We start from the raw sequence: 19,703 nt of genomic DNA on the forward strand, positions 1-19,703 counted from the left end.
GAGCTCACACTTTAGACTGCATGGCGGATTGTCAGTGCCAGATTGTATGCCGTATTCTGTATGCCAATAGCCGCTCGACTGACGGAGTTGAGATGACGACTCTCGAGGAGCCGGTAACGGCCGTCCGGACTGTGACGGCCGAGATCGACGGCCGTGCCGTGACCGTGCCCGAGGGCACCAGCATCTACGATGCGGCCAAGCAGGTCGGCATCGACATCCCAGTGTTGTGCCACAACGAGCGCTATGACCCCGTGGGCGTGTGTCGCATGTGCGTGGTCGACACGGGGGGCAGGGTTTTCGCCGCGGCGTGTGTGCGCCCCTGCGAGGACGGCATGCAGGTCAAGACGAGCACGCCGGAGCTGGAGCGCAACCGGGCCACCTTGACCGAGTTGCTGATCTCCGACCAGCCGCCGCGCGCGGAGGATCCGAAGCAGACGACCACCGGCGACAACCTGCTCCTCGACCTCGCCGATCGGTTCGACGTGGCCAAGGAGACCACCGACCTGCCGTGCGGTTCCGGCCGGGGACTGGACTCGTCGAACCCGGTGATCGAGGTCAACCACGACGCGTGCATCCTCTGTGACCGCTGTGTCCGGGCCTGCGACGACATCCAGGGCAACGACGTCATCGGCCGTTCGGGCAAGGGATACTCGACCAGGATCGCCTTCGACCTCAACGACCCGATGGGCGCCAGCTCGTGCGTGACCTGCGGCGAGTGCGTGCAGGCCTGTCCCACCGGCGCACTGACCAACAAGGCGATCAACGGCATCCCCATCCGGCCCCGCGAGGAGCTGGACGCGGTCGACAGCGTGTGCCCGTACTGCGGCGTCGGCTGTGCCCTCACCTACTACGTCGACCGGTCACGCGGCGCCATCGCCTTCGCCGAAGGTCGCGACCAGCCGGGCTCGAAGAGCCGGCTGTGCGTCAAGGGCCGGTACGGCTGGGACTACGCGGCCTCGCCGCAGCGGCTCACCGTGCCCCTGATCCGGAAGGAGTCGTCCTATCCCAAGGGTCCGCTGTCGGCGGACGTGCGCGGCGACGAGGACAACGACCGGGGGCGCGCCGGCGCCGGCGGCAACCGCAGTGGCGGCGGCCGCAGTGCCAAGCTGAGCAAGAACGGCAAGGACCGCCGGCGCAAGCCCGGCGGCCTGGTCGACTACGACGAAGTGCTGCCGCACTTCCGCGAGGCCACCTGGGAAGAGGCGCTCGACCTCGTCGCCCGGCGGCTGAGGGAGATCCACGCGGAGCAGGGTGCCGGCGCCATCGCGGGGTTCGGCTCCGCGAAGTGCTCCAACGAGGAGGCCTACCTCTTCCAGAAGCTGATCAGGGCCGGCTTCGGCACCAACAACGTCGACCACTGCACCCGGCTCTGCCACGCCTCGTCGGTGGCCGCACTGTTCGAGGGAGTCGGCTCCGGCGCGGTCTCGACCACGTACGGCGACGTCGCCAACGCCGAAGTGGTGATCATCACCGGGTCGAATCCGACGGCGAACCACCCCGTCGCGAGCTCCTTCTTCAAGCAGGCCCGTCGGCGCGGCACGAAGATCATCTATGTCGACCCCCGCGCCAGCACCGTGGCCGAGCACGCCGACTATTACTGCCAGGTCAAGCCCGGCACCGACGTGGCGTTCTACAACGCGGTCATGCACGAGGTGATCCGGCTGGGGCTGATCGACCGGGAGTTCATCAAGGCCCGGGTCTCCAACTTCGAGGAACTGGTCCGCACGGTCAACGACTACCCGCCGGAACGCGCCGCGCAGATCACCGGCGTCGACGCGGACCTGATCCGTACGGTCGCGCGAGTCTGGGGCGAGGCGAAGGCCGGAGTCATCTACTGGGGGATGGGCATCTCTCAGCACACCACCGGCACCGACAACGCCCGCTGCCTGATCGCGCTCTGCTCGATCACCGGCAACGTGGGCAGGCCAGGGACCGGCCTGCACCCGCTGCGCGGGCAGAACAACGTCCAGGGCGCCTCCGACGCCGGACTGATCCCCATGTTCCTCCCCGACTACCAGGGTGTCGACCGGGAGGCCGCCCGACGGCGGTTCGAGGAGGCCTGGGGCGCCGAGCTGGACCCCAACCGGGGTCTCACCGTCACCGAGATCATCGGGTCGGTGCTGAAGCCCGGCGGCGTGCGCGGCATGTACATGCTGGGCGAGAACCCGTTCCTGTCCGACCCCAACATCAACAAGGTGCGCAAGGCACTGTCGCAGCTGGACTTCCTGGTGGTGCAGGACATCTTCCTGACCGAGACCGCGGAGTTCGCCGACGTCATCCTGCCGGCGTCGTCGTACCTGGAGAAGGAGGGGAGCTACACCAACACCGATCGCCGGGTGCAGCTCGGCCGCAAGGTGATGGACCCGCCGGGCCAGGCACGGGTGGACTGGGAGATCATCCAGGACATCGCCCAGCGGATCGGGCTGGAGTGGTCGTACTCCTCGCCCAGCGAGGTGTTCGACGAGATGGTCGCGCTCATGCCGTCGTACGCGAACCTGCGCCACGCCAACCTCGGGCTGACCGGCAAGCTCTACCCCAACGAGGATCCCGAGCACTCCGACGGGACCGTGGTCCTGTTCGACGAGCGGTTCAACACCGACGACGGCCTCGCCCATCTCGTCCCGGCGCACTGGCTGCCCGCGAAGGAGTTGCCGGATGCGGAGTACCCGCTGGTGCTCAACACCGGCCGGCTCCTCGAACACTGGCACACCGGGTCGATGACGCGGCGGTCGTTCGCGCTGGACGCGATCTCGCCGATCGCCGAGGTGTACATGCATCCCAAGGACGCCGCCGACCGGGGGCTGTCGCACGGCCAGATGGCTCGGGTGCGTTCCCGGCGCGGGGCCATCACCCTGCAGGTACGCGTCTCCCACCGGGAGCAGCTGGGCAACTGCTTCATCCCGTTCCACTTCCGTGAGGCGGCGGCGAACCTGCTGACGATCGACGAGATCGACCCCTACGGCAAGATCCCCGAGTTCAAGTTCTGCGCGATTCAGGTCGAGGCGTTGAGCGTGGAAGACGCGGAGCCCCTCAGCAACATGGGAAGTGTCTAGATGACCCTGAGTTTCGAGTTGGGACGTCCCCGGGTGCCGGGTGTGGAGGCACGGGCCGGGAAGTTCCCCGGGCCGTCGCTGATCCCGGCGCTCAACGCCATCCAGGCGCGGCTGGGCTGGTTGCCGCGAGAGGAGCTCGAAGAGCTGGCCCGCACCATGCGGCGGCCGCTCTACGAGATCGAGGGCCTCATCTCGTTCTACCCGCACTTCCGCACGACCCCGCCCGCCAGGGTGGCCGTCAACGTGTGCCACGACCTGTCGTGCTGGCTGCGCTCCGCGGACGACCGGATCGCCGAGGTGCGCGAACGCTACGGCGACGACACGGAGATCGAGCTCGTCGAGGTGTCCTGCCTGGGCCGCTGCGACATCGCCCCCGCGCTGGCCGTGAACGAGCACCCGGCGCCGGTCGCCGACGTCGACTCCCTGGTCGGCGCCGCACGGGACGGAGAACTCGCCGAGGCCACGGTCACAGGACGGACCGAGCCCTGGCCCAACGATCCGTACCCGGCCGGATCGGATGTCTCGACCCGCTACGCGAGCCTGCGCGCGCTGCTGGCCGGCGAGATGAGCGCCGACAGCGTGGTGGCCACGCTGGAGGCCTCTGGGCTGCGCGGGATGGGCGGTGCCGGGTTCCCGACGGGCAAGAAGTGGAGCCTGGTCGCCTCCGCCGAGCCGGGCGGCGTCAAGTACGCGATCTGCAACGCCGACGAGTCCGAACCGGGCACGTTCAAGGACCGCCAGATCCTGACCGATCAGCCGCACCTGGTGATCGAAGGCCTCCTCCTCGGCATGGCCGTGGTCGGAGCCGAGCAGGGCTGGATCTTCATCCGGCACGAATACGGCCCCGAGGAGCGCGTGCTGCACGCGGAGATCACGGCACTACGCCAGGCCGGCGTGATCGGCGAGAACGCCTGCGGCAGCGGCCGGCGCCTCGAACTCGACATCTTCGTCTCGCCCGGCGGCTACATCCTCGGTGAGGAGACCGCGCTGCTGGAATGCATGGAGGGCCACCGCGGCGAGCCGCGCAACAAGCCGCCCTTCCCGGGCAACTACGGGCTGCACGGCCGTCCGACGTTGATCAACTCGGTGGAGACCTTCGCCGACGTGCCGGTGATCCTGCAACGGGGCGCCGAATGGTGGGCCGAGCAGGGTGAGGGCGACTCCGTCGGCTGGAAGTTCTTCGCCGTCTCCGGGCACGTGGAGAGCCCCGGCGTCTATTGCGTGCCGATGGGCACGACGGTGCGCCAGCTGATCGACATCGCCGGCGGCGTGCTCGGCGGCGCTCAAGTCGGCGCCGTGCAGCCCGGCGGAGCGTCCTCCAACTTCATCGGCCCCGACCAGCTGGACCTGGCGCTGGACTTCGGGACACTCGCCGAGGCGGGAACCATGCTGGGCTCCGGCGCCCTGGTGGTGCTCGCCGAGGGCACTGATCTGCTGGCTGCCTCGACGAACGTGCTGCGCTTCTTCCGCAACGAGTCGTGCGGCAAATGCGTGCCCTGCCGAGTGGGGTCCACCAAGGCCCACGAGTTGCTGCGCGGCGTGCTGGACGCGGGCTCCTCGACCCTCGATGACGCGCAGAGCGGCCGTATCCTGCAGTTGGAGGAGACCATGCGCAAGACCTCGATCTGCGGGCTCGGACAGGTGGCACTGGGCCCGGTGGTGTCCGTGCTCGGGCTGAACAAGGGCGCCGCGACGGCTCGCCCGCAGCCCCGGCCCGAAGGCTCGAAGGAGCAACCGGACCGTTGAGCGGCAGGGAGTTCTTCACCGCCCGCACCCTCGCCGAGGTCCGGTCCGGATTCCGGCCCGCGCATCGCACCCCCGCGGAGCGCGTCCCGCTGTCGGCGGCGCTGCACCGGGTGCCCGTCGCGGACATCACGGCGCCCGCCGCCCTGCCCGGCTTCGCACGTTCCACCGTGGACGGCTTCGCGGTCCGGGCGATGGACACCTACGGCGCCTCCGACGGGCTTCCGTCCTACCTCGACCTGATCGGCGCGGTGCGGATGGGCGCCGAGCCCACCGTGGCGGTCCGGGCCGGCGGATGCGTCGCGATGCCGACCGGGGGAGTGCTTCCGGCCGGCGCCGACGCGGTGGTGATGGTCGAGTACACCGCGGAGACCATGCCGGGCACGATCGAGGTCACCCGGCCCGTCGCGCCGGGCGGCGGCATCGTCCGCGCGGACGAGGACGTGGCGGCCGGCGGCGTGCTGGCCCCCGGCGGCCGGCCGTTGCGCGCCCCGGACCTCGGCTTCCTCGCCGCCGCAGGGGTGACCACGGTCGCCGTGCACCGCCGCCCCCGGGTGGCGATCATCTCCACCGGGGACGAGGTGGTGCCGCCCGGCACGGTGGAGCTCGCACCCGGGCAGGTGCGCGACGCCACCGCCTCCGCGCTGGCCGGGCTGGTCGCCGACGCGGGCGGCGAGCCGGTGATCGCCGGCATCGTACCGGACGAGCCCGGCGCGCTCAAGGAGCGGCTGGTCGCGGCCGTGGCCGAGTCCGACCTGGTCGTCGTGTCGGCGGGCTCGTCGGTCGGGGCGAGGGACGAGACGGCGGGCGCGGTGGCCGCCATCGGTGAGATCTGGTGCCACGGCATCGCCGTCAAGCCGGGCAAGCCCACGCTGCTGGCCGAGTGCTCCGGGATCCCGCTCATCGGGCTGCCGGGCAACCCGCTGTCCGCGCTCGTCGTGTTCGGGCAGGTCGGGGTGCCGTTGCTGTGGCGTATCGCCGGGTGCGAGGCCCCGCCGCCGCAGCCGAGCACGCGTGTACGGCTCTCCCGCGACCTGGCCTCGGCGGCCGGCCGGCTCGACGTGGTCCAGGTCATGGTCCGGAACGGCGTGGCGGAGCCGATCTTCGGCCCGTCGGCGCTGCTGTCGGTCCTGACCCGCGCAGACGGATACGTGATCGTGCCCGAACCGGCCACCGGCCTGGACGCGGGCACCGAGGTAGAGGTCATCCTGTACCGATGAGCGCAGAGAGTCCCTTCGTCTCCGATGTCCCCGCGGCGCATGCCCTCGCCGTCTGGCGCGAGGCACGTGCCGCGGCGGGGTGTCCCGCCCGGGTCGAGGCGGTCCGGGTAGCGGTCGGTGCCGCCGTGGGCCGGGTGACGGCCGAGCCGGTGTGGGCGCTGCGATCCTCACCCGCCTTCGACTCCGCAGCCATGGACGGCATCGCGGTACGCGCCGCCGACACCGTCGGCGCGGCCGAGACCAGCCCGGTGCTCCTGGCCGCCGGCGACTTCGAGGTCGTCGACACGGGCGACCCGCTGCCCGACGGGTACGACGCCGTGGTCATGCGTGAACACGTGCATCGCACCGCGGACGGCAGGGCGGAGCTCCGGGCCGCCGTTCCGCCCTACCAGCACGTCCGGTCCATCGGGGAGGACATCAGTGCCGGTGAGCTGCTGCTCCCGGAAGGCCACCGGCTACGCCCCGTTGACGTCGCCGCCTGCGCGGCGGCGGGAGCGGCCGAACTCGGTGTCCGCCGCGCGCCGCGCGTGGTGATCGTGCCGACCGGCGACGAGATCCGCCCGATCGGAGCGGAACTCGCCCCCGGTGACATCCTCGACACCAACTCGATGATGCTGGCCGCCCAGGCGAGGCAGGCCGGCTGCGAGACCCGGGTCACCGAGATCGTCCCCGACGACCCCGGGGCCATCACCGCAGTGCTCGAAGAGGCCACCCGCGACGCCGACCTGGTGCTGCTCATCGCGGGTTCGAGCGCCGGGCGGGACGACTACACCGCTCGCGTGGTCGCCGCCGCCGGCGTCGTGGCGGTCCACGGGGTCGCCGTGCGACCCGGCCACCCGGTCGTCCTGGGCGCGGTCGCCGCGACACCCGTGATCGGAGTCCCCGGCTATCCAGTGTCCGCGGCGCTGACCTTCGACATTTTCGCGGCTCCGATCCTCGCCGAGCTGGAGGGCGCCGCGCCGCGTGAACGCCCGTCCGCCATCGCACGCCTGGCGAGGAAGCTGCCGTCCGCCATCGGCATGGACGACTGGGTGCGGGTACGTCTCGGCCGGGTGCGCGATCAGCTCGTGGCCACCCCGCTGCCCCGGGGCGCCGGCGTGCTCACCTCCCTCGTACGCGCTGACGGCCTGCTCGTGGTGCCCTCCGGAGTGGAGGGCCACCACGCCGGTGAACAGGTCCGGGTCGAACTGCTGCGTGGCCTGTCCGAGATCGGCCGGACCATCGTCGCGATCGGCTCGCACGACCTGGTGCTCGATCTCGCGGCCTCCGCACTGCGTGCCGCCGACCCGCTGATCACGCTGGCGTCGTCGAATGTCGGGTCGCTGGGCGGCCTCGTGGCCCTGCGTGACGGACTGTGCCACATCGCGGGGTCGCACCTGCTGGACCCGTCGACCGGCGAGTACACGCTGCCGTATGTGGACAAGCTGCTGGGCCCGGCCGCGGACGTCGCCGTGGTCCGGCTGGTGCACCGGGATCAGGGACTGATCGTCGCACCTGGCAATCCTCTCGGCCTGACCGGGGTGAAGGACCTGACCCGGCCCGACCTGCGTTACGTGAACCGGCAGCGAGGCGCCGGCACGCGGGCGCTGCTGGACCACGAGCTGGCACGCCTCGGCATCGACGCGAGTGCGGTGCCCGGCTATTCGCGGGAGGAACACACCCACCTCGCGGTGGCCGCAGCCGTGGCCGCGGGCCGGGCGGACGCCGGCATGGGCATCCTCGCCGCCGCCCGCGCGTTCGGGCTCGACTTCATCCCGGTAGCTCAGGAACCCTACGACCTGGTACTCCGCAGCAGCGAGCTCGCCGAGGAACTGCTGGCTCCGCTGTGGGCGCTCTTGGAGCGTCCCGATTTCCGCGCCAGCGTGGAGGCGCTGGGCGGTTACTCCTGTGCCGAAACAGGGCGACGCATTCGCTGACTGGAACACCGTTCGCCTCTGCCCGGTGCCGCCGGTGCGAAGAACGCTCCTCCCCGCGCAACGAGGAAGCGGTCCGCAAGGAGCCGGCCGTCACGGCATCGGACAAGGAAGGGCTGCCGCATCACCGCGTGTATCTGCGGATGCGGTAGCACAGCCCGGACGACGAGGACTGCCAGCCTCTGTCCTCGGCGACTTCCCACCCCGGGTCCGGTATCGGGGCGTAGGTGTCGCCGTCCACCGTCGTATCGACTTCAGTCACCCAGAGCGTCGTGGCATATGCCAAGGCCGCACGGTAGATCTCCCCGCCGCCGATCACCCATGCCGTAGCAGAGGCGGTCGGCTCCAACGGCTCGGTTGCGAGTTCCAGGGCCCTGGCGATGGACCCGGCACGTTCCGCGCCTTCGGCCACCCAATGCGGATCGCGAGTCACCACGATGTTGCGCCTGCCGGATAGCGGGCGGAATCGCGAAGGCAGTGAATCCCACGTCTTGCGTCCCATCACCACTGAATGGCCGAGGGTGGTCGCCTTGAAATGCGCCATGTCCTCAGGCAGTCGCCACGGAATCGCGTTGTCCGCGCCGATCACGCCATCGAGTGTCTGCGCCCAGATCAGCCCGACGTTCACACCGCGACCGGAGCTTTGATGGCCGGATGGTGCTGGTAGCCGAGCACTTCCACATCGGAGTAGGCGTAGTCGAAAAGTGAGTCGGCTCGGCGCAGACGCAGCTCGGGGAACTCGAACGGCGTACGCGAGAGCTGCTCGGTCACCTGCTTGACGTGGTTGTCGTAGATGTGGCAGTCGCCGCCGGTCCAGATGAAGTCGCCCGGCTTGAGGCCGGACTGCTGCGCCACCATGTGCGTGAGCAGGGCGTAGCTCGCGATGTTGAACGGCACGCCGAGGAACAGGTCCGCGCTGCGCTGGTACAACTGGCAGGAGAGCTTGCCGTCGGCGACGTAGAACTGGAAGAAGGCGTGACATGGCGCGAGTGCCATCTTGGTCAGCTCGGCGACGTTCCAAGCGGAGACGATCATCCGACGGGAGTCCGGGTCGCGGCGCAGAGTGTCGAGAACCTCGCTGATCTGGTCGATGTGCCCGCCGTCCGGGGTGGGCCAGCTGCGCCACTGCGCGCCGTAGATGGGCCCGAGTTCGCCGTTCGCGTCGGCCCATTCGTCCCAGATGGTGACGCCGTGTTCACGCAGCCAGCCGACGTTCGAGCTGCCGCTCAGGAACCACAGCAGCTCGTACACGATGGACCTGAGGTGCACCTTTTTGGTGGTGACCAGCGGGAACCCCTGTGAGAGGTCGTAGCGTAGTTGGTGCCCGAAGACACTTCGGGTGCCGGTGCCGGTCCGATCGGCTTTGGCCGTCCCAGAGGTGAGTGCCAGCCGCAACAGGTCTTCGTACTGAGTGTCCGCCACGGCCGTCGAGTCTAGTGGCCACCCCCACGCCGGCGAACCCGAACCGGGACAGCACCATCGTGGACTCGACATGCTTGGAGCGATCGGCAGCGACTCAGCACCGTGCGCGATCAGTCCAAGGCCGTCTCGCTGTCCGCGAAACGATCAAGCCGGGTGGTGGCCGACGGCGGGCTGTGGCTGGTGAACGACGGTCAGCTGGTGGCCGGGTAGCGGATGAGCAGCGACGCGAGGACCGGCTCGGCACCCACGGCCGCGTAGCCATGCGGCACGTCGGACCGCCAGCTGAGGTAGCCGCCGGGGCCCGCCACCAGCGGCGCGTCGAGCGGACCCGCGCTGAGCGTGCCGGAGAAGACGGTGATGTGCTCGGTCACGCCGTTGTGGTGGGCGGGTGACGTCTGCGTGGCGCCCGGCGGCACCCGTATCCGGTAGAGCTCGTAGGTCACGCCCGCGTCGTCGAACACCTCCAGCAGCGTGGCCTCGACCGCCGTGCCGCGCACCAGCACCGGCGCGGCGGGGCCGGTGTCGAGGACGGCCGCGATGGGCACGCCGAGCTGCGCCGTGACAGCCCACAGCGTCTCGAGGGTCGGGTTGCGGACACCCGTCTCCAGGCCGGACAGCGTGGCCTTGCCCACTCCGGCTCGCCTGGCCAGTTCTGACAGCGAGATCCCACGCTCCTGCCGGAGCCGGCGCACCTTCCTGCCGACCTCACGCGGGTCACCGCTCACGGCTGTCATGAGACCATCCTGCCCGATCCGTGTAGTGTTCCATATATGGAACGAACGCAGCCCATCATCGCCGGAGTGGTGACCGCGCTGGTCGGCTTCGCCAGCTCCTTCACCGTCGTCCTCGCCGGGTTACGGGCCGTCGGGGCCGACGAACGGCAGGCCGCCTCCGGGCTGATGGCGCTCTGCGTCGCCGTCGGGGCCGTCTCGATCGTGCTGGGCCTGCGGTACCGGATGCCCATCGCGATCGCGTGGTCCACTCCCGGTGCCGCGCTCCTGCTGACCGCGGACGCCCGGTTCGCAGAGGCGGTGGGCGCGTTCGTCGTCTGCGGGCTGCTCATCATGGCGGCGGGTCTGATCCCGTGGCTGAGCCGCGCCATCGCGGCGATCCCCGGCCCGATCGCCGCCGCGATGCTCGCCGGGGTGCTGCTCAAGCTGTGTCTCGCGCCGGTCCAAGCCATGCTCGACGTGCCGTACCTGGCCGGTCCGGTCATCCTGGTCTGGGCGCTGCTCTACCGCTTCGCCCGCACGTGGGCGGTGCCGGGGGCGCTGGCGACCGCGGCGGCGGTCATCGCGATCGCCTACTCTCCCGGAGACCTCAGCCTGGTGCCGGTGGTCGAGATCACACTGCCCGCCTTCAGCCTCTCCGCGGTGGTGGGCATCGGCGTGCCGCTGTTCCTGGTCACGATGGCCGCCCAGAACGTCCCCGGCATGGCCGTCCTTTCCGGGTACGGCTACCGCCCGCCGCTGCGCGGGGTGCTGCTGGCGACGGGGGCGGCCTCGGCGCTCGGCGGGCCCTTCGGCGGGCACGCCATCAACCTGGCCGCCATCACCGCCGCGCTGGCCGCCTCACCCGAGGCGGCACCGGACCCCTCCCGCCGGTGGATCGCCTCGGTCACGGCGGGCGTCTCCATGATCGGTCTCGGCCTGCTGTCCAGCGCGGCCGCCGCCCTGGTCCTGCTGTCGCCGCCCGTCCTGGTGACCGCGGTGGCCGGGCTCGCCCTGTTCGGCGCGCTCGGCTCCGCGCTCTCGTCCGCCTTCACCGAGGCCCACGGCAGAGAGGGCGCGGTCGTCACCTTCGCGGTCACCGCCTCGGGCGTGAGCTGGCTGAGCGTCGGCTCGGCCTTCTGGGGCCTGGTGGCGGGCGGCCTCATGCACCTGCTGCTACGGCGGGCTCAGGCGGCCGGCTTGCGCTCCACCCTGCCGACCGACTCCAGGTAGCCGGGATCGGCATGGCGGCGGCCGTGCGCCTGTCACCTGCGGCAAAGGCTACGTCGCCCGCGCGCCGGCGTGCTGAGCGTCGCCCGTGGGCGCCCCGGTCACCGGCCGTAGGTGCCGACCAGCGTGCCGGAGGCCAGCACCTTTCCCTCGATCGCGCGCTGGAGGTCCGCGGTCGAGAAACCGTCCGCCAGGCCGGTCGGCTCGGACAGGGCGTAGAGGCGGAAGAAGTAACGATGGTCGTCGCCCGGCGGCGGATGCGGGCCGCCGTACCCCTGACTGCCGAAGTCATTGCGGCCGGCGACGAACCCCTTCAGCTCGGCCCCCGCGTCCAGCTCCGTGGTGTCCGGCGGGATGCCGGCGACCAGCCAGTGGGTGAAGGTGCCGCCGGGGGCGTCCGGATCCTCACACAGCAACGCCAGCTCGGCCGTCCCGTCCGGTACGCCGGCCCACTGCAGATGCGGTGAGACGTCGCCGGCCTCGTGGGAATGCTCGTGCGGGATCACCGCGTGATCGTTGAAAGCCATGCTCCGTAGCGCTATCCCAGCCATGCTCCCCTGCTGCCCCGCAGGTCCGGTTCGACACGTCCGGCTCATCCGAGGGTGTAGCTCTGTTGCAGTGAGTGTCTGACCTGGCCTTTGCGGACGTGACTGTTTGGTCCGGGAACCGCCTTTTACTGTGAGTGCAAAGGTGTGAGGCGGTGGTGACGATGGGCTCGTTGCTGGGGGAACTGGCGCGGCGTGAAGCCGTGGTCCGGCAACGGATCAAGGAAACCCACGAGCAGATCGCCGCGCCGGCGTCACAGCTGGAGGACGAGCAGGACCGGTTGTCACGGCTGACGATCACGCGGGAGACCGTGGAGGAGATCTGGGCGAAGCAGCCCGGCCGCTCGATGAGCCCGAAGGACAGGCCGGCCTCGCCGGGGCGGGTGAAGCGCCGGTTCGGCCGCCGGTGCTGGGTGCGGTGACGGTGCCGCCGTGGCGGCGGGCATGAAGGCGGGGGTGCTGCCGCGCGCCTGCCGGGACGTGGTGGAGATCATGGCCGATGCCGGTGCGGCGATGCGTGCCGGGCAGATCGCGGTGGCGATGGGATTGCCGGATGAGGCTGCCAAGCGGGAGGGGCTGCGGTCCAAGCTGAAGCGGCTGGTGGAACGCGGCTGGGCGCGGGAAGAGGGGCCGGGATTGTTCACGGTGACCGATCCGGTGGCTCGCGAGGTGGCCGAGCAGGATGGCGCGGCGTCACGGGACGCAATCGCGCCGTCATGATGGTGCCCTTAGGTCGAAGTGAAGGGATACACCCCGAAGGCGTTCCGCCTGTGTGCCATCCGCCGTGCCATCGTGTGTCGCGCCGAGGTGCCCGGATCCACGTCGCCTTCACTCTCGACGGAGGGGATGCACGGCGCTGCGGGCCTCGACGCGGTAGGACCGATACCCGCAGTACCTGAGAGCTACATCCGGAAGTGGGCTCCACAGCGGGACGCTGATTACCTGCGCCTCTTCGTAACTTCCTGTCCAGGTCAACCTCTGGAAGGGAAGGTGCGACATGTGGATCCCAGGCCGCGGTACCCGGCTGTGGCGCGGTGCGCTGGCCGGGCTGGTGATCACCGCGCTGTGCGCACCGGTTTCGGCCGCGGCCCGGGCGGGCGTCCCGGCCCCCGTCCCGGCGATGCTGCCCGTCCTGTCGGCCGGCACCCTCGAGACCCGGTACGCGGCAAACCGGGCCAACATCATCCAGGCCGCGCGCATGGCCGAGCAGGGCGGGGACCACCGGCGGGCAGAGGCCCTGCGGGCCATGGCCGGCTCCGCCCGGACGTTCCTGTCCTTCGACGCCCGCGGCGAGGGCCGGGCCGTCGAGGTCCTGGGCGACCTGGCGACCGCCCGGCGGATATCGGTTCTGGTGCCCGGTTCGGACACCACCCTGGACACCTACGACGCCCGTACCCCGAAGCCGCACGCCAGGCTCGGCTGGGCGGCCCGCTCGCTGGAGGAGCAGATCCGCCGCCTGGACCCGGCCGCCGAGGTCGCCGTCGTGGCCTGGCTCGGCTACACACCACCCCGGCTGATCAGCACCGACGCGGTCACGACGGGCCGGGCAGAAGACGGCGCGCGTGCGCTGCGTGCGTTCGTCGTCTCGGTGCGCCGGGCGAACCCGGCCGCGCAGGTCTCGCTGCTGTGCCACTCCTACGGCTCGGTGGTGTGCGGCCGCGCCGCCGCCGGCCTGGCCGTCGCCGACATCGCCATGTTCGGCAGCCCCGGCACCGGCGCGGACACGGCGGCGGGATTGGGCACCGCCGCGCGGGTGTGGGCGGGGCGGGGAGCGCGGGACTGGATCGGCGGCGTGCCGCACCTGAGCCTGCCCGTTTTCGGCACGACCATCGGCTTCGGCGCCGATCCGGTCTCGGGTGGCTTCGGCGCCCGGCTGTTCGCCGCGGGCGACGGCGGCCACGGCGACTATCTCGCGCCCGGCTCGGCATCGGTGGCGAACCTGGCGCGTATCGCCCTGGGGCACGACCGGGAGGTAACCCGGTGACCGCCCAGTCGTATCGTCCCGTCCGAGCCGGTCGCCGCCCGATGCCGGGGTTGCGGGAACTGACGCGGCGCGTCGACGCCCGGACCCCATCTGATCGCGACCGGGCCGTCGATGCTCTGCGAGCCCTGGCGATCCTCGGCGTGATATTCGGCCACTGGCTGGTCAGCGCCGTGGTCGAGGCCGGTCGGGGTTCTCTGCAGGGGGCGAGCCCGCTGCAGTACATGCCCTGGCTCGCCCCGCTCTCCTGGATCTTCCAGACCCTCGCCGTGTTCTTCCTGGTCGGCGGGCACGTCGCCGCGAAGGGCTACCAGGCCTCCCGCCGGCGCGGTGTGGGGTACGGCCGGTGGCTCGGCGGGCGGCTGGCCCGGTTGTTCCGGCCTGTCGTCGTGATCCTCGGTGTGTGGGCGGTGACGGCCGTCGTCATGCTCTTGTCCGGCACACCCCTTGAGACGGTGCGCACGCTGCTGACCCTGGTCCTGTCGCCCCTGTGGTTCCTGCTGGTGTTCGCACTGCTCACGGCTTTGACCCCGATGGTCTTACGGGTCGGCCCGCTGTGGCCGCTCGCCGTGGTCGCCGCTGTCGACGTGGTCCGCTTCGGTCTTGGAGGTCCGGCCTGGCTCGGCTGGGTGAACGTGGTGGCCGGCTGGCTGGTGCCGTACGCGCTGGGCGCGGCGTGGGCGCGGGGCCGGTTCGACACCCGCCGCTCGGGTCCGCTGCTGATCATCGGCGGGGTCGCCGCCGCAGGCCTCGTCATCTGGGGCGGATACCCGGCGTCCATGGTCGGGGTGCCCGGCGCGCCGGTCTCCAATCTCAACCCGCCCACCCTGGCGGCCGTCGCCTTCGGCCTGGCCCAATGCGGACTGGCTCTGCTGCTGCGCGAGCCGTTGCGCCGGATGATGACCCGGCCGATGGTCTGGGCGGCCGTGGCCGCGGCCAACCTCTCCGCCATGACGATCTTCCTCTGGCACCAGACGGCGATGCTCGCGGTCACCGCCATGGGGCTGTTGTCCGGCCCGCTGCCGGGCCTGCACACCAGGCCGGACGATCTCGGCTGGGTCCTGGCCCGGCTCGGCTGGCTGCCGGTCTTCGCGATCGCGCTGGCCGTGTGCCAGGCCGCGTTCGGCGCGGCCGAGCGCGGCCGGGCCGGCCGTCCCTCGAAGGGCGGAGCGCGAAACGCCTGCGAGGAGCCGTCCCATGTCTAGGATCGTCCACGTGGACAGGGCCGACGCGATGGGTGCCGTGCTGCGGGGCGTACGAGCGGATCTGCTCACGTCGGCCCGCCAGCCGCTGCCGCCCATGGCCGGGCCGCGGCCGCTGAAATGGCTGCCACACGTGCTGATCGTGCTGGCCGCCGTCCTCCTCGCCGCGACAGCCGAGGGCACCGAGGCCGCGCCGTTCGCGATCGCCCACGCGGTGATCCTGGTGTCGGCACTGCGCTGGCCGGTGCCGGCGTGGTGGCTGTCGATGGCGTTCCTGGCCGGCACCGCCGCGACGCCCTACTCGCCCACGTTCATCGGCCAGCCGTGGCCATGGTTCGTCCATGCCGGGGTGCTGTTCCTGGTGGCGCTGCGCAACCGGCCCCGGGTCGCCGTCGAGACGCTGCTGCTCAGCGGCTTGCTGGCCGGCGGTATGCAATGGCCGGGCGGAGACCTGCTCTGGGAAGACCCGCTGACTCCCGCGGTGATTTTCGCGGTCGCCGTGTTCCTCGGCACCTCGGCACGCAGCCTCCGGGAGACACGGCAGCGGCTCCAGGAGCAGCAGGCGGCCACCATCGCGGAGAGGGGGCGCCGGGCCCTGCTGGAGGAGCGTGCCCGGATCGCGCGCGAACTGCATGATGTGGTCGCCCACCACATGTCCGTCATCTCCATCCAGGCCGACGCCGCGCCCTACCGCGTCGAGGATCCCCCCGAAGAACTGGTCACCGCCTTCGCCGTCATCCGCCAGAACGCCCTCGAAGCCCTCACCGAGCTGCGCCACGTCCTGGGGGTCCTGCGCGCGGAGAGCGCCGATGACTCCCTGCCGCCCGGCGGCCCCCAGCCCACCCTGCACCAGCTCGGCAACGTCGTCGACAACGTGCGCTCCGCCGGCCTGCGCGTTGAGCTGGACGTCTCGGGTACGGCCCGCCCGCTGCCACCGGGTGTGGAACTGTCGGGCTTCCGCATCGTCCAGGAGGCTCTGAGCAATGCGCTGCGCCACGCGCCCGGCTCCACGGTCCGCGTCGAGATCGTCTACGCGCTCTCCACGCTGCGGCTGCGGGTGCTCAACGGCCCCTCCCGTGACAAGACCAAGCCCTCGCCCGGCGCCGGTCACGGCATCATGGGCATGCGTGAACGTGCCGCGATGCTCGGCGGCGAACTGGCCGCCGGTCCCACGCCCGGCGGTGGCTATGAGGTCTCCGTCCTGCTCCCGGTGCCCGTGGACACCGCCACGACCGCGAAGGAAGGCCACACGTGACGATCCGCGTGCTCATCGCCGATGACCAGGCCATGGTCCGCGAGGGTTTCTCCGTCCTTCTCAACGCCCAGCCCGGCATCCAGGTCGTGGGCCTGGCCGAGGACGGCGCCGACGCCGTCGCCAAGGCCGCCGACCTGCACCCCGACGTGATCGTGATGGACATCCGGATGCCCGGGCTGAACGGCATCGAGGCCGCTCGCCGCATCACCGCGGATCCCGGCCTCGCCACCAAGGTCCTCATCCTGACGACCTTCGACCTCGACGAATACGTGTACGAGGCGCTGCGGGCGGGCGCCAGCGGATTCCTGCTCAAGGACGCCTCGGGTGTCCAGCTCGCCGAGGCCGTACGCGTCGTGGCCGCGGGCGAGGCCCTGCTCTCCCCGAACATCACCAGGCGACTCATCGCGGAGTTCTCCCGGCTGGGCGGCACCCCGCGGCCCCCGGCCCAGGCCCGCGCCGGCGAGCTCACCGAACGCGAGACCGAGGTCGTCGCCCTCATCGCCCACGGCCTGTCGAACGCGGAGATCGCGGGCCGGCTCGTCCTCGCGGAACAGACCGTCAAGACTCACGTGGGCCGCATCCTGAACAAGCTCCAGCTGCGCGACCGCACCCAAGTCGCCGTCTTCGCCTACGAGACGGGCCTGGTCAAACCGGGACACGCAAACGCGTGATCCCAGAGCCGCGTGCGTCGGGGGCGTGGAAGAAGCCCGGCCCGGCCCGCACCGGCCGCTCCCCGGTGCGCGCGCCCAGACTGATCACATCGTGCGGACGACGCGGGGCGGGGGCGGCGTCGTGGACCACCGCCAAGGTGGCCATGCGCTTACGGGCTTGCTTTTCACCCGAGGCCAGGCGGGTGCGGAAGGTATGCCGGTGGGCTGCGGCGGCCGTGCGGGGGCTGGGCGTAACGCCGCGGGCCGCATCACCACGCCCTTGCCGTCGAAGGTCAGCATCAACATCTCCTCGGCGCAGTCAGCTCGGCGACCAGAAGATCGAACAAATTCCTGGAGGTTGCAAACTCGTCAGCCCTGACGGCTTGGCGTGGCCAGCAACGGCGTGCGGGTGCAGGCCCGGCGCGGGGGTGCCCGGACACCTCCATATTGCGGGCGGCGGCCATGGCGGCGGCGCGCTACCACTCCAGGCCGACGACCTACCGCGCCAGCCGTCCCCGCATCCCGCCGATCACCTCGATCGGGCGGGTCTGTCGTTCCCGCGACGGGCTCGCTGATCAGATCGCGTTGGCCGGCGAAGAGAAACGTTCCGGCTGGTCGAGATCGGCGCCAACGGTCAGCCCGCGCTGGCCGCCTACCTGTCGGAGAAGACCGGCATCGACTGGCGGCATGTCGCGGCCGAGCGGACGCAGGAGCTACTGGCCGAACTTGCGAACGGGTAGCTCGTCAGTGTTCCAGGCGAGCGCGCAGGCGCGCGCCAGGTCGGCGGTGGTGCTCGCCCGCACCTGGCCGGCCAGCAGTGGCGTGGCCCAGCGGAAGAACCACCCCGGCTCACCTGCCGCGTGGATCGTGACCAGGGTGCCGTCCGGCAGGCGGGATCCAGGCGGCGAACAGATGCGGCAGAGGGAGTGCGTTTTCCGGCTGCGTCTGGAGGTAGGGGGCGCTGGAGGAGGCGCCGACGATGACCTTGAACACGTCTGATGGTGCGTCGAGCTTCGCCGACCTGGGGCTGCGGCCCGAGCTTCTACGCGCGCTGTCCGATCTGGGATACGAAGAGCCCACCCCGATCCAATGCGAGGCGATCCCGCCGTTGCTGGAGGGCCGCGACCTGCTCGGGCAGGCTGCGACCGGTACGGGGAAGACGGCGGCGTTCGCCCTGCCGGTGCTCCAGCGCATGCCCCAGACCACCGACGGTGAGCCGGTGGCGCTCGTGCTCGTGCCCACACGAGAGCTGGCCATCCAGGTTTCGGAGGCCTTTCATCGCTACGGCCGCAACATGGGCACCCGCGTCCTCCCGATCTACGGTGGGGCACCGATCGGCCGCCAACTGCAGGCGCTCAAACGCGGGATCGATGTCGTGGTCGCGACCCCTGGACGCGCACTCGACCACATCAGCCGGGAGACGCTTCGCCTGGGTGGCGTGCAGACCGTCGTGCTGGACGAGGCGGACGAGATGCTCGACATGGGGTTCGCCGATGACATCGAGGCGATCTTCCAGGCGACTCCGGACGATCGCCAGACGGTGCTCTTCTCGGCGACGGTCCCGCCGCGCATCGCCGGGATCGCTCGCCGTCACCTGCACGACCCGGTACGGATCGAGATAGGGCGAGAGGCGGCGGCACGGGGAGAGCCACCGTTGGTGCGGCAGAGCGCCTATGTCGTCGCCCGGGCGCACAAGCCTGCGGCGCTCGGGCGCCTGCTGGATGTGGAAGCGCCCGCAGCCGCGATCGTCTTCTGCCGCACCCGTGAGGAGGTGGACCGGCTCAGTGAGACCTTGAACGGCCGCGGCTACCGTGCCGAGGGGCTGCACGGGGGGATGGACCAGGAGCAGCGCGATCGCGTGATGGGGCGGCTGCGGAGCGGGACGGCGGAGCTGCTCGTCGCGACCGATGTGGCCGCGCGTGGCCTCGACATCGAGCAACTCTCTCACGTCGTCAACTACGACGTCCCCTCCGCACCCGAGTCGTACGTCCACCGCATCGGCAGGGTGGGCCGGGCCGGCCGGGAGGGGGTCGCTCTCACCCTGGCCGAGCCGCGTGAGCATCGAATGCTCAAGGCGATAGAGCGGGTGACGGGACAGCGGATCGGCGTGGAAAGGCTGCCGACCGTCGCCGACCTGCGCGCGCGCCGCCTGGAGCTGACCCGGGCCGCCCTGGAGGAGAGCGTTCTCCAAGACGACCTGGAGCCCTTCCGCGTCGTGGTGGAGTCGCTCACGGATGAGTTCGAGATCATGGAGGTGGCCCTCGCCGCGGTGAAGCTCGCGCATGAGTCCGGTGGGGCCGTGGCGGACGAGGAGGAGATTCCCGAGGTCGTCCTGCGAACCGGGGCGGACAGGCAGGGACGTCGTGAGGTGGCCGGAGGCCGGGAGCGGCGCGGCGGCATGCCCGCGAGGGGAATGACCCGCCTGTTCTTCGGTCTTGGTCGCGCGGCCGGAGTGCGGCCACAGGATCTGGTCGGTGCGATCGCGGGCGAATCCCGCATGAGTGGGCGTGACATCGGGACGATCGAGATCGCTGACCGTTTCTCTCTGGTCGAGGTGCCCGAAGACGCCGCCGACGAGGTGATCAGGGCTCTGCGGCGGAGCACCATCAAGGGAAGGAAGCCGACGGTCCGCCGAGAGCGCGATCGGCCCAGCAGATCACCTCGGTGAGCGGAGCTGGAGTATCGCGCGGCCGTGACCTCCGCCGCGCTGGGCAGGTGCCGCCCACCTGCCACCATCGTTCCAGCAGGGGCTGCTCCGGCAGCTCGCGGGCAGGAGGCA

General features: G+C 71.0%; 16 protein-coding genes and 1 pseudogene. 12 read left to right on the plus strand and 5 right to left on the minus strand.

The annotated features are described in order from the left end of the window. Positions 1-92: 92 nt before the first annotated feature. From fdhF to EDD27_RS11685, 4 genes are read left to right on the plus strand one after another with little or no spacing between them, the layout of a single operon-like run. The gene (gene fdhF / locus EDD27_RS11670; RefSeq protein WP_127932429.1) at positions 93-3,053 is read left to right on the plus strand and encodes a formate dehydrogenase subunit alpha; all 2,961 of its coding nucleotides are present in this window, start codon (positions 93-95) and stop codon (positions 3,051-3,053) included. Continuing rightward, positions 3,054-4,799: an NAD(P)H-dependent oxidoreductase subunit E gene (locus tag EDD27_RS11675; RefSeq protein ID WP_127932430.1), complete on the plus strand. Its 1,746-nt coding sequence runs from the start codon at positions 3,054-3,056 to the stop codon at positions 4,797-4,799. Further along, positions 4,796-6,016: a molybdenum cofactor synthesis domain-containing protein gene (locus EDD27_RS11680; RefSeq protein WP_127932431.1), complete on the plus strand. Its 1,221-nt coding sequence runs from the start codon at positions 4,796-4,798 to the stop codon at positions 6,014-6,016. Before EDD27_RS11675 ends, EDD27_RS11680 begins: the two co-directional genes overlap by 4 nt. After that, a complete protein-coding gene (locus tag EDD27_RS11685) occupies positions 6,013-7,932 on the plus strand; it encodes a molybdopterin biosynthesis protein (RefSeq protein WP_127932432.1) in 1,920 nt (639 codons plus the stop codon). Before EDD27_RS11680 ends, EDD27_RS11685 begins: the two co-directional genes overlap by 4 nt. A gap of 121 nt (positions 7,933-8,053) precedes the next feature. Here EDD27_RS11685 and EDD27_RS11690 read toward each other — a convergent pair whose 3' ends face one another. From EDD27_RS11690 to EDD27_RS11700, 3 genes are all read right to left on the minus strand, one after another. Then, the gene (locus EDD27_RS11690; RefSeq protein ID WP_127932433.1) at positions 8,054-8,557 is read right to left on the minus strand and encodes a dihydrofolate reductase; all 504 of its coding nucleotides are present in this window, start codon (positions 8,555-8,557) and stop codon (positions 8,054-8,056) included. Further along, positions 8,554-9,351, minus strand: coding sequence for a thymidylate synthase (locus EDD27_RS11695; protein ID WP_127932434.1), 798 nt, complete (start codon positions 9,349-9,351; stop codon positions 8,554-8,556). Before EDD27_RS11695 ends, EDD27_RS11690 begins: the two co-directional genes overlap by 4 nt. A 191-nt stretch (positions 9,352-9,542) precedes the next feature. Then, positions 9,543-10,085: a helix-turn-helix domain-containing protein gene (locus EDD27_RS11700; RefSeq protein ID WP_127932435.1), complete on the minus strand. Its 543-nt coding sequence runs from the start codon at positions 10,083-10,085 to the stop codon at positions 9,543-9,545. Positions 10,086-10,121: 36 nt separating this feature from the next. Between EDD27_RS11700 and EDD27_RS11705 the strand changes: the two genes are divergently transcribed. After that, positions 10,122-11,294, plus strand: a complete 1,173-nt coding sequence (locus tag EDD27_RS11705; RefSeq protein WP_127932436.1) for a benzoate/H(+) symporter BenE family transporter — start codon at positions 10,122-10,124, stop codon at positions 11,292-11,294. Positions 11,295-11,392: 98 nt separating this feature from the next. Here EDD27_RS11705 and EDD27_RS11710 read toward each other — a convergent pair whose 3' ends face one another. Then, entirely contained in the window at positions 11,393-11,818 is a 426-nt protein-coding gene (locus EDD27_RS11710) for a YbhB/YbcL family Raf kinase inhibitor-like protein (protein ID WP_241563979.1), read from the minus strand. 173 nt (positions 11,819-11,991) lie between these two features. Here EDD27_RS11710 and EDD27_RS11715 point away from each other — a divergent pair, with 173 nt between their 5' ends. From EDD27_RS11715 to EDD27_RS11740, 6 genes are all read left to right on the plus strand, one after another. Then, positions 11,992-12,258: a hypothetical protein gene (locus EDD27_RS11715; RefSeq protein WP_127932438.1), complete on the plus strand. Its 267-nt coding sequence runs from the start codon at positions 11,992-11,994 to the stop codon at positions 12,256-12,258. A gap of 10 nt (positions 12,259-12,268) precedes the next feature. Beyond that, the gene (locus EDD27_RS11720) at positions 12,269-12,556 is read left to right on the plus strand and encodes a hypothetical protein (RefSeq protein WP_127932439.1); all 288 of its coding nucleotides are present in this window, start codon (positions 12,269-12,271) and stop codon (positions 12,554-12,556) included. Positions 12,557-12,833: 277 nt separating this feature from the next. Continuing rightward, complete coding sequence (locus EDD27_RS11725) at positions 12,834-13,820, plus strand: alpha/beta hydrolase (protein ID WP_127932440.1); 987 nt, start codon at positions 12,834-12,836, stop codon at positions 13,818-13,820. Continuing rightward, on the plus strand, positions 13,817-15,022 hold the full coding sequence (locus EDD27_RS11730; RefSeq protein ID WP_241563980.1) for an acyltransferase family protein: 1,206 nt from the start codon (positions 13,817-13,819) through the stop codon (positions 15,020-15,022). The genes EDD27_RS11725 and EDD27_RS11730 overlap by 4 nt, the downstream gene beginning before the upstream one ends. After that, positions 15,015-16,274: a sensor histidine kinase gene (locus EDD27_RS11735; RefSeq protein ID WP_127932441.1), complete on the plus strand. Its 1,260-nt coding sequence runs from the start codon at positions 15,015-15,017 to the stop codon at positions 16,272-16,274. The genes EDD27_RS11730 and EDD27_RS11735 overlap by 8 nt, the downstream gene beginning before the upstream one ends. Next, positions 16,271-16,945 (plus strand): response regulator, encoded by a 675-nt coding sequence (locus tag EDD27_RS11740; protein WP_127932442.1) that lies wholly within the window; start codon positions 16,271-16,273, stop codon positions 16,943-16,945. Before EDD27_RS11735 ends, EDD27_RS11740 begins: the two co-directional genes overlap by 4 nt. A gap of 37 nt (positions 16,946-16,982) precedes the next feature. Here EDD27_RS11740 and EDD27_RS56435 read toward each other — a convergent pair. Continuing rightward, positions 16,983-17,242 (minus strand): annotated as a pseudogene (locus EDD27_RS56435) (ISKra4 family transposase); the annotation flags it as partial. 661 nt (positions 17,243-17,903) lie between these two features. Between EDD27_RS56435 and EDD27_RS11745 the strand changes: the two are divergent. Continuing rightward, positions 17,904-19,592 (plus strand): DEAD/DEAH box helicase, encoded by a 1,689-nt coding sequence (locus tag EDD27_RS11745; protein WP_127932443.1) that lies wholly within the window; start codon positions 17,904-17,906, stop codon positions 19,590-19,592. Positions 19,593-19,703 lie beyond the last annotated feature (111 nt).

Source organism: Nonomuraea polychroma, assembly GCF_004011505.1.
In the GTDB taxonomy this organism is placed as follows: domain Bacteria; phylum Actinomycetota; class Actinomycetes; order Streptosporangiales; family Streptosporangiaceae; genus Nonomuraea; species Nonomuraea polychroma.

What these genes read in the sequence shown, in the direction of transcription:
- fdhF (WP_127932429.1), top strand. Translation starts at nt 93, where the DNA reads ATGACGACTCTCGAGGAGCCGGTAACGGCCGTCCGGACTGTGACGGCC.
- EDD27_RS11675 (WP_127932430.1), top strand. Translation starts at nt 3,054, where the DNA reads ATGACCCTGAGTTTCGAGTTGGGACGTCCCCGGGTGCCGGGTGTGGAG.
- EDD27_RS11685 (WP_127932432.1), top strand. Translation starts at nt 6,013, where the DNA reads ATGAGCGCAGAGAGTCCCTTCGTCTCCGATGTCCCCGCGGCGCATGCC.
- EDD27_RS11700 (WP_127932435.1), bottom strand. Translation starts at nt 10,085, where the DNA reads ATGACAGCCGTGAGCGGTGACCCGCGTGAGGTCGGCAGGAAGGTGCGC.
- EDD27_RS11705 (WP_127932436.1), top strand. Translation starts at nt 10,122, where the DNA reads ATGGAACGAACGCAGCCCATCATCGCCGGAGTGGTGACCGCGCTGGTC.
- EDD27_RS11710 (WP_241563979.1), bottom strand. Translation starts at nt 11,818, where the DNA reads ATGGCTTTCAACGATCACGCGGTGATCCCGCACGAGCATTCCCACGAG.
- EDD27_RS11725 (WP_127932440.1), top strand. Translation starts at nt 12,834, where the DNA reads ATGTGGATCCCAGGCCGCGGTACCCGGCTGTGGCGCGGTGCGCTGGCC.
- EDD27_RS11735 (WP_127932441.1), top strand. Translation starts at nt 15,015, where the DNA reads ATGTCTAGGATCGTCCACGTGGACAGGGCCGACGCGATGGGTGCCGTG.
- EDD27_RS11745 (WP_127932443.1), top strand. Translation starts at nt 17,904, where the DNA reads ATGACCTTGAACACGTCTGATGGTGCGTCGAGCTTCGCCGACCTGGGG.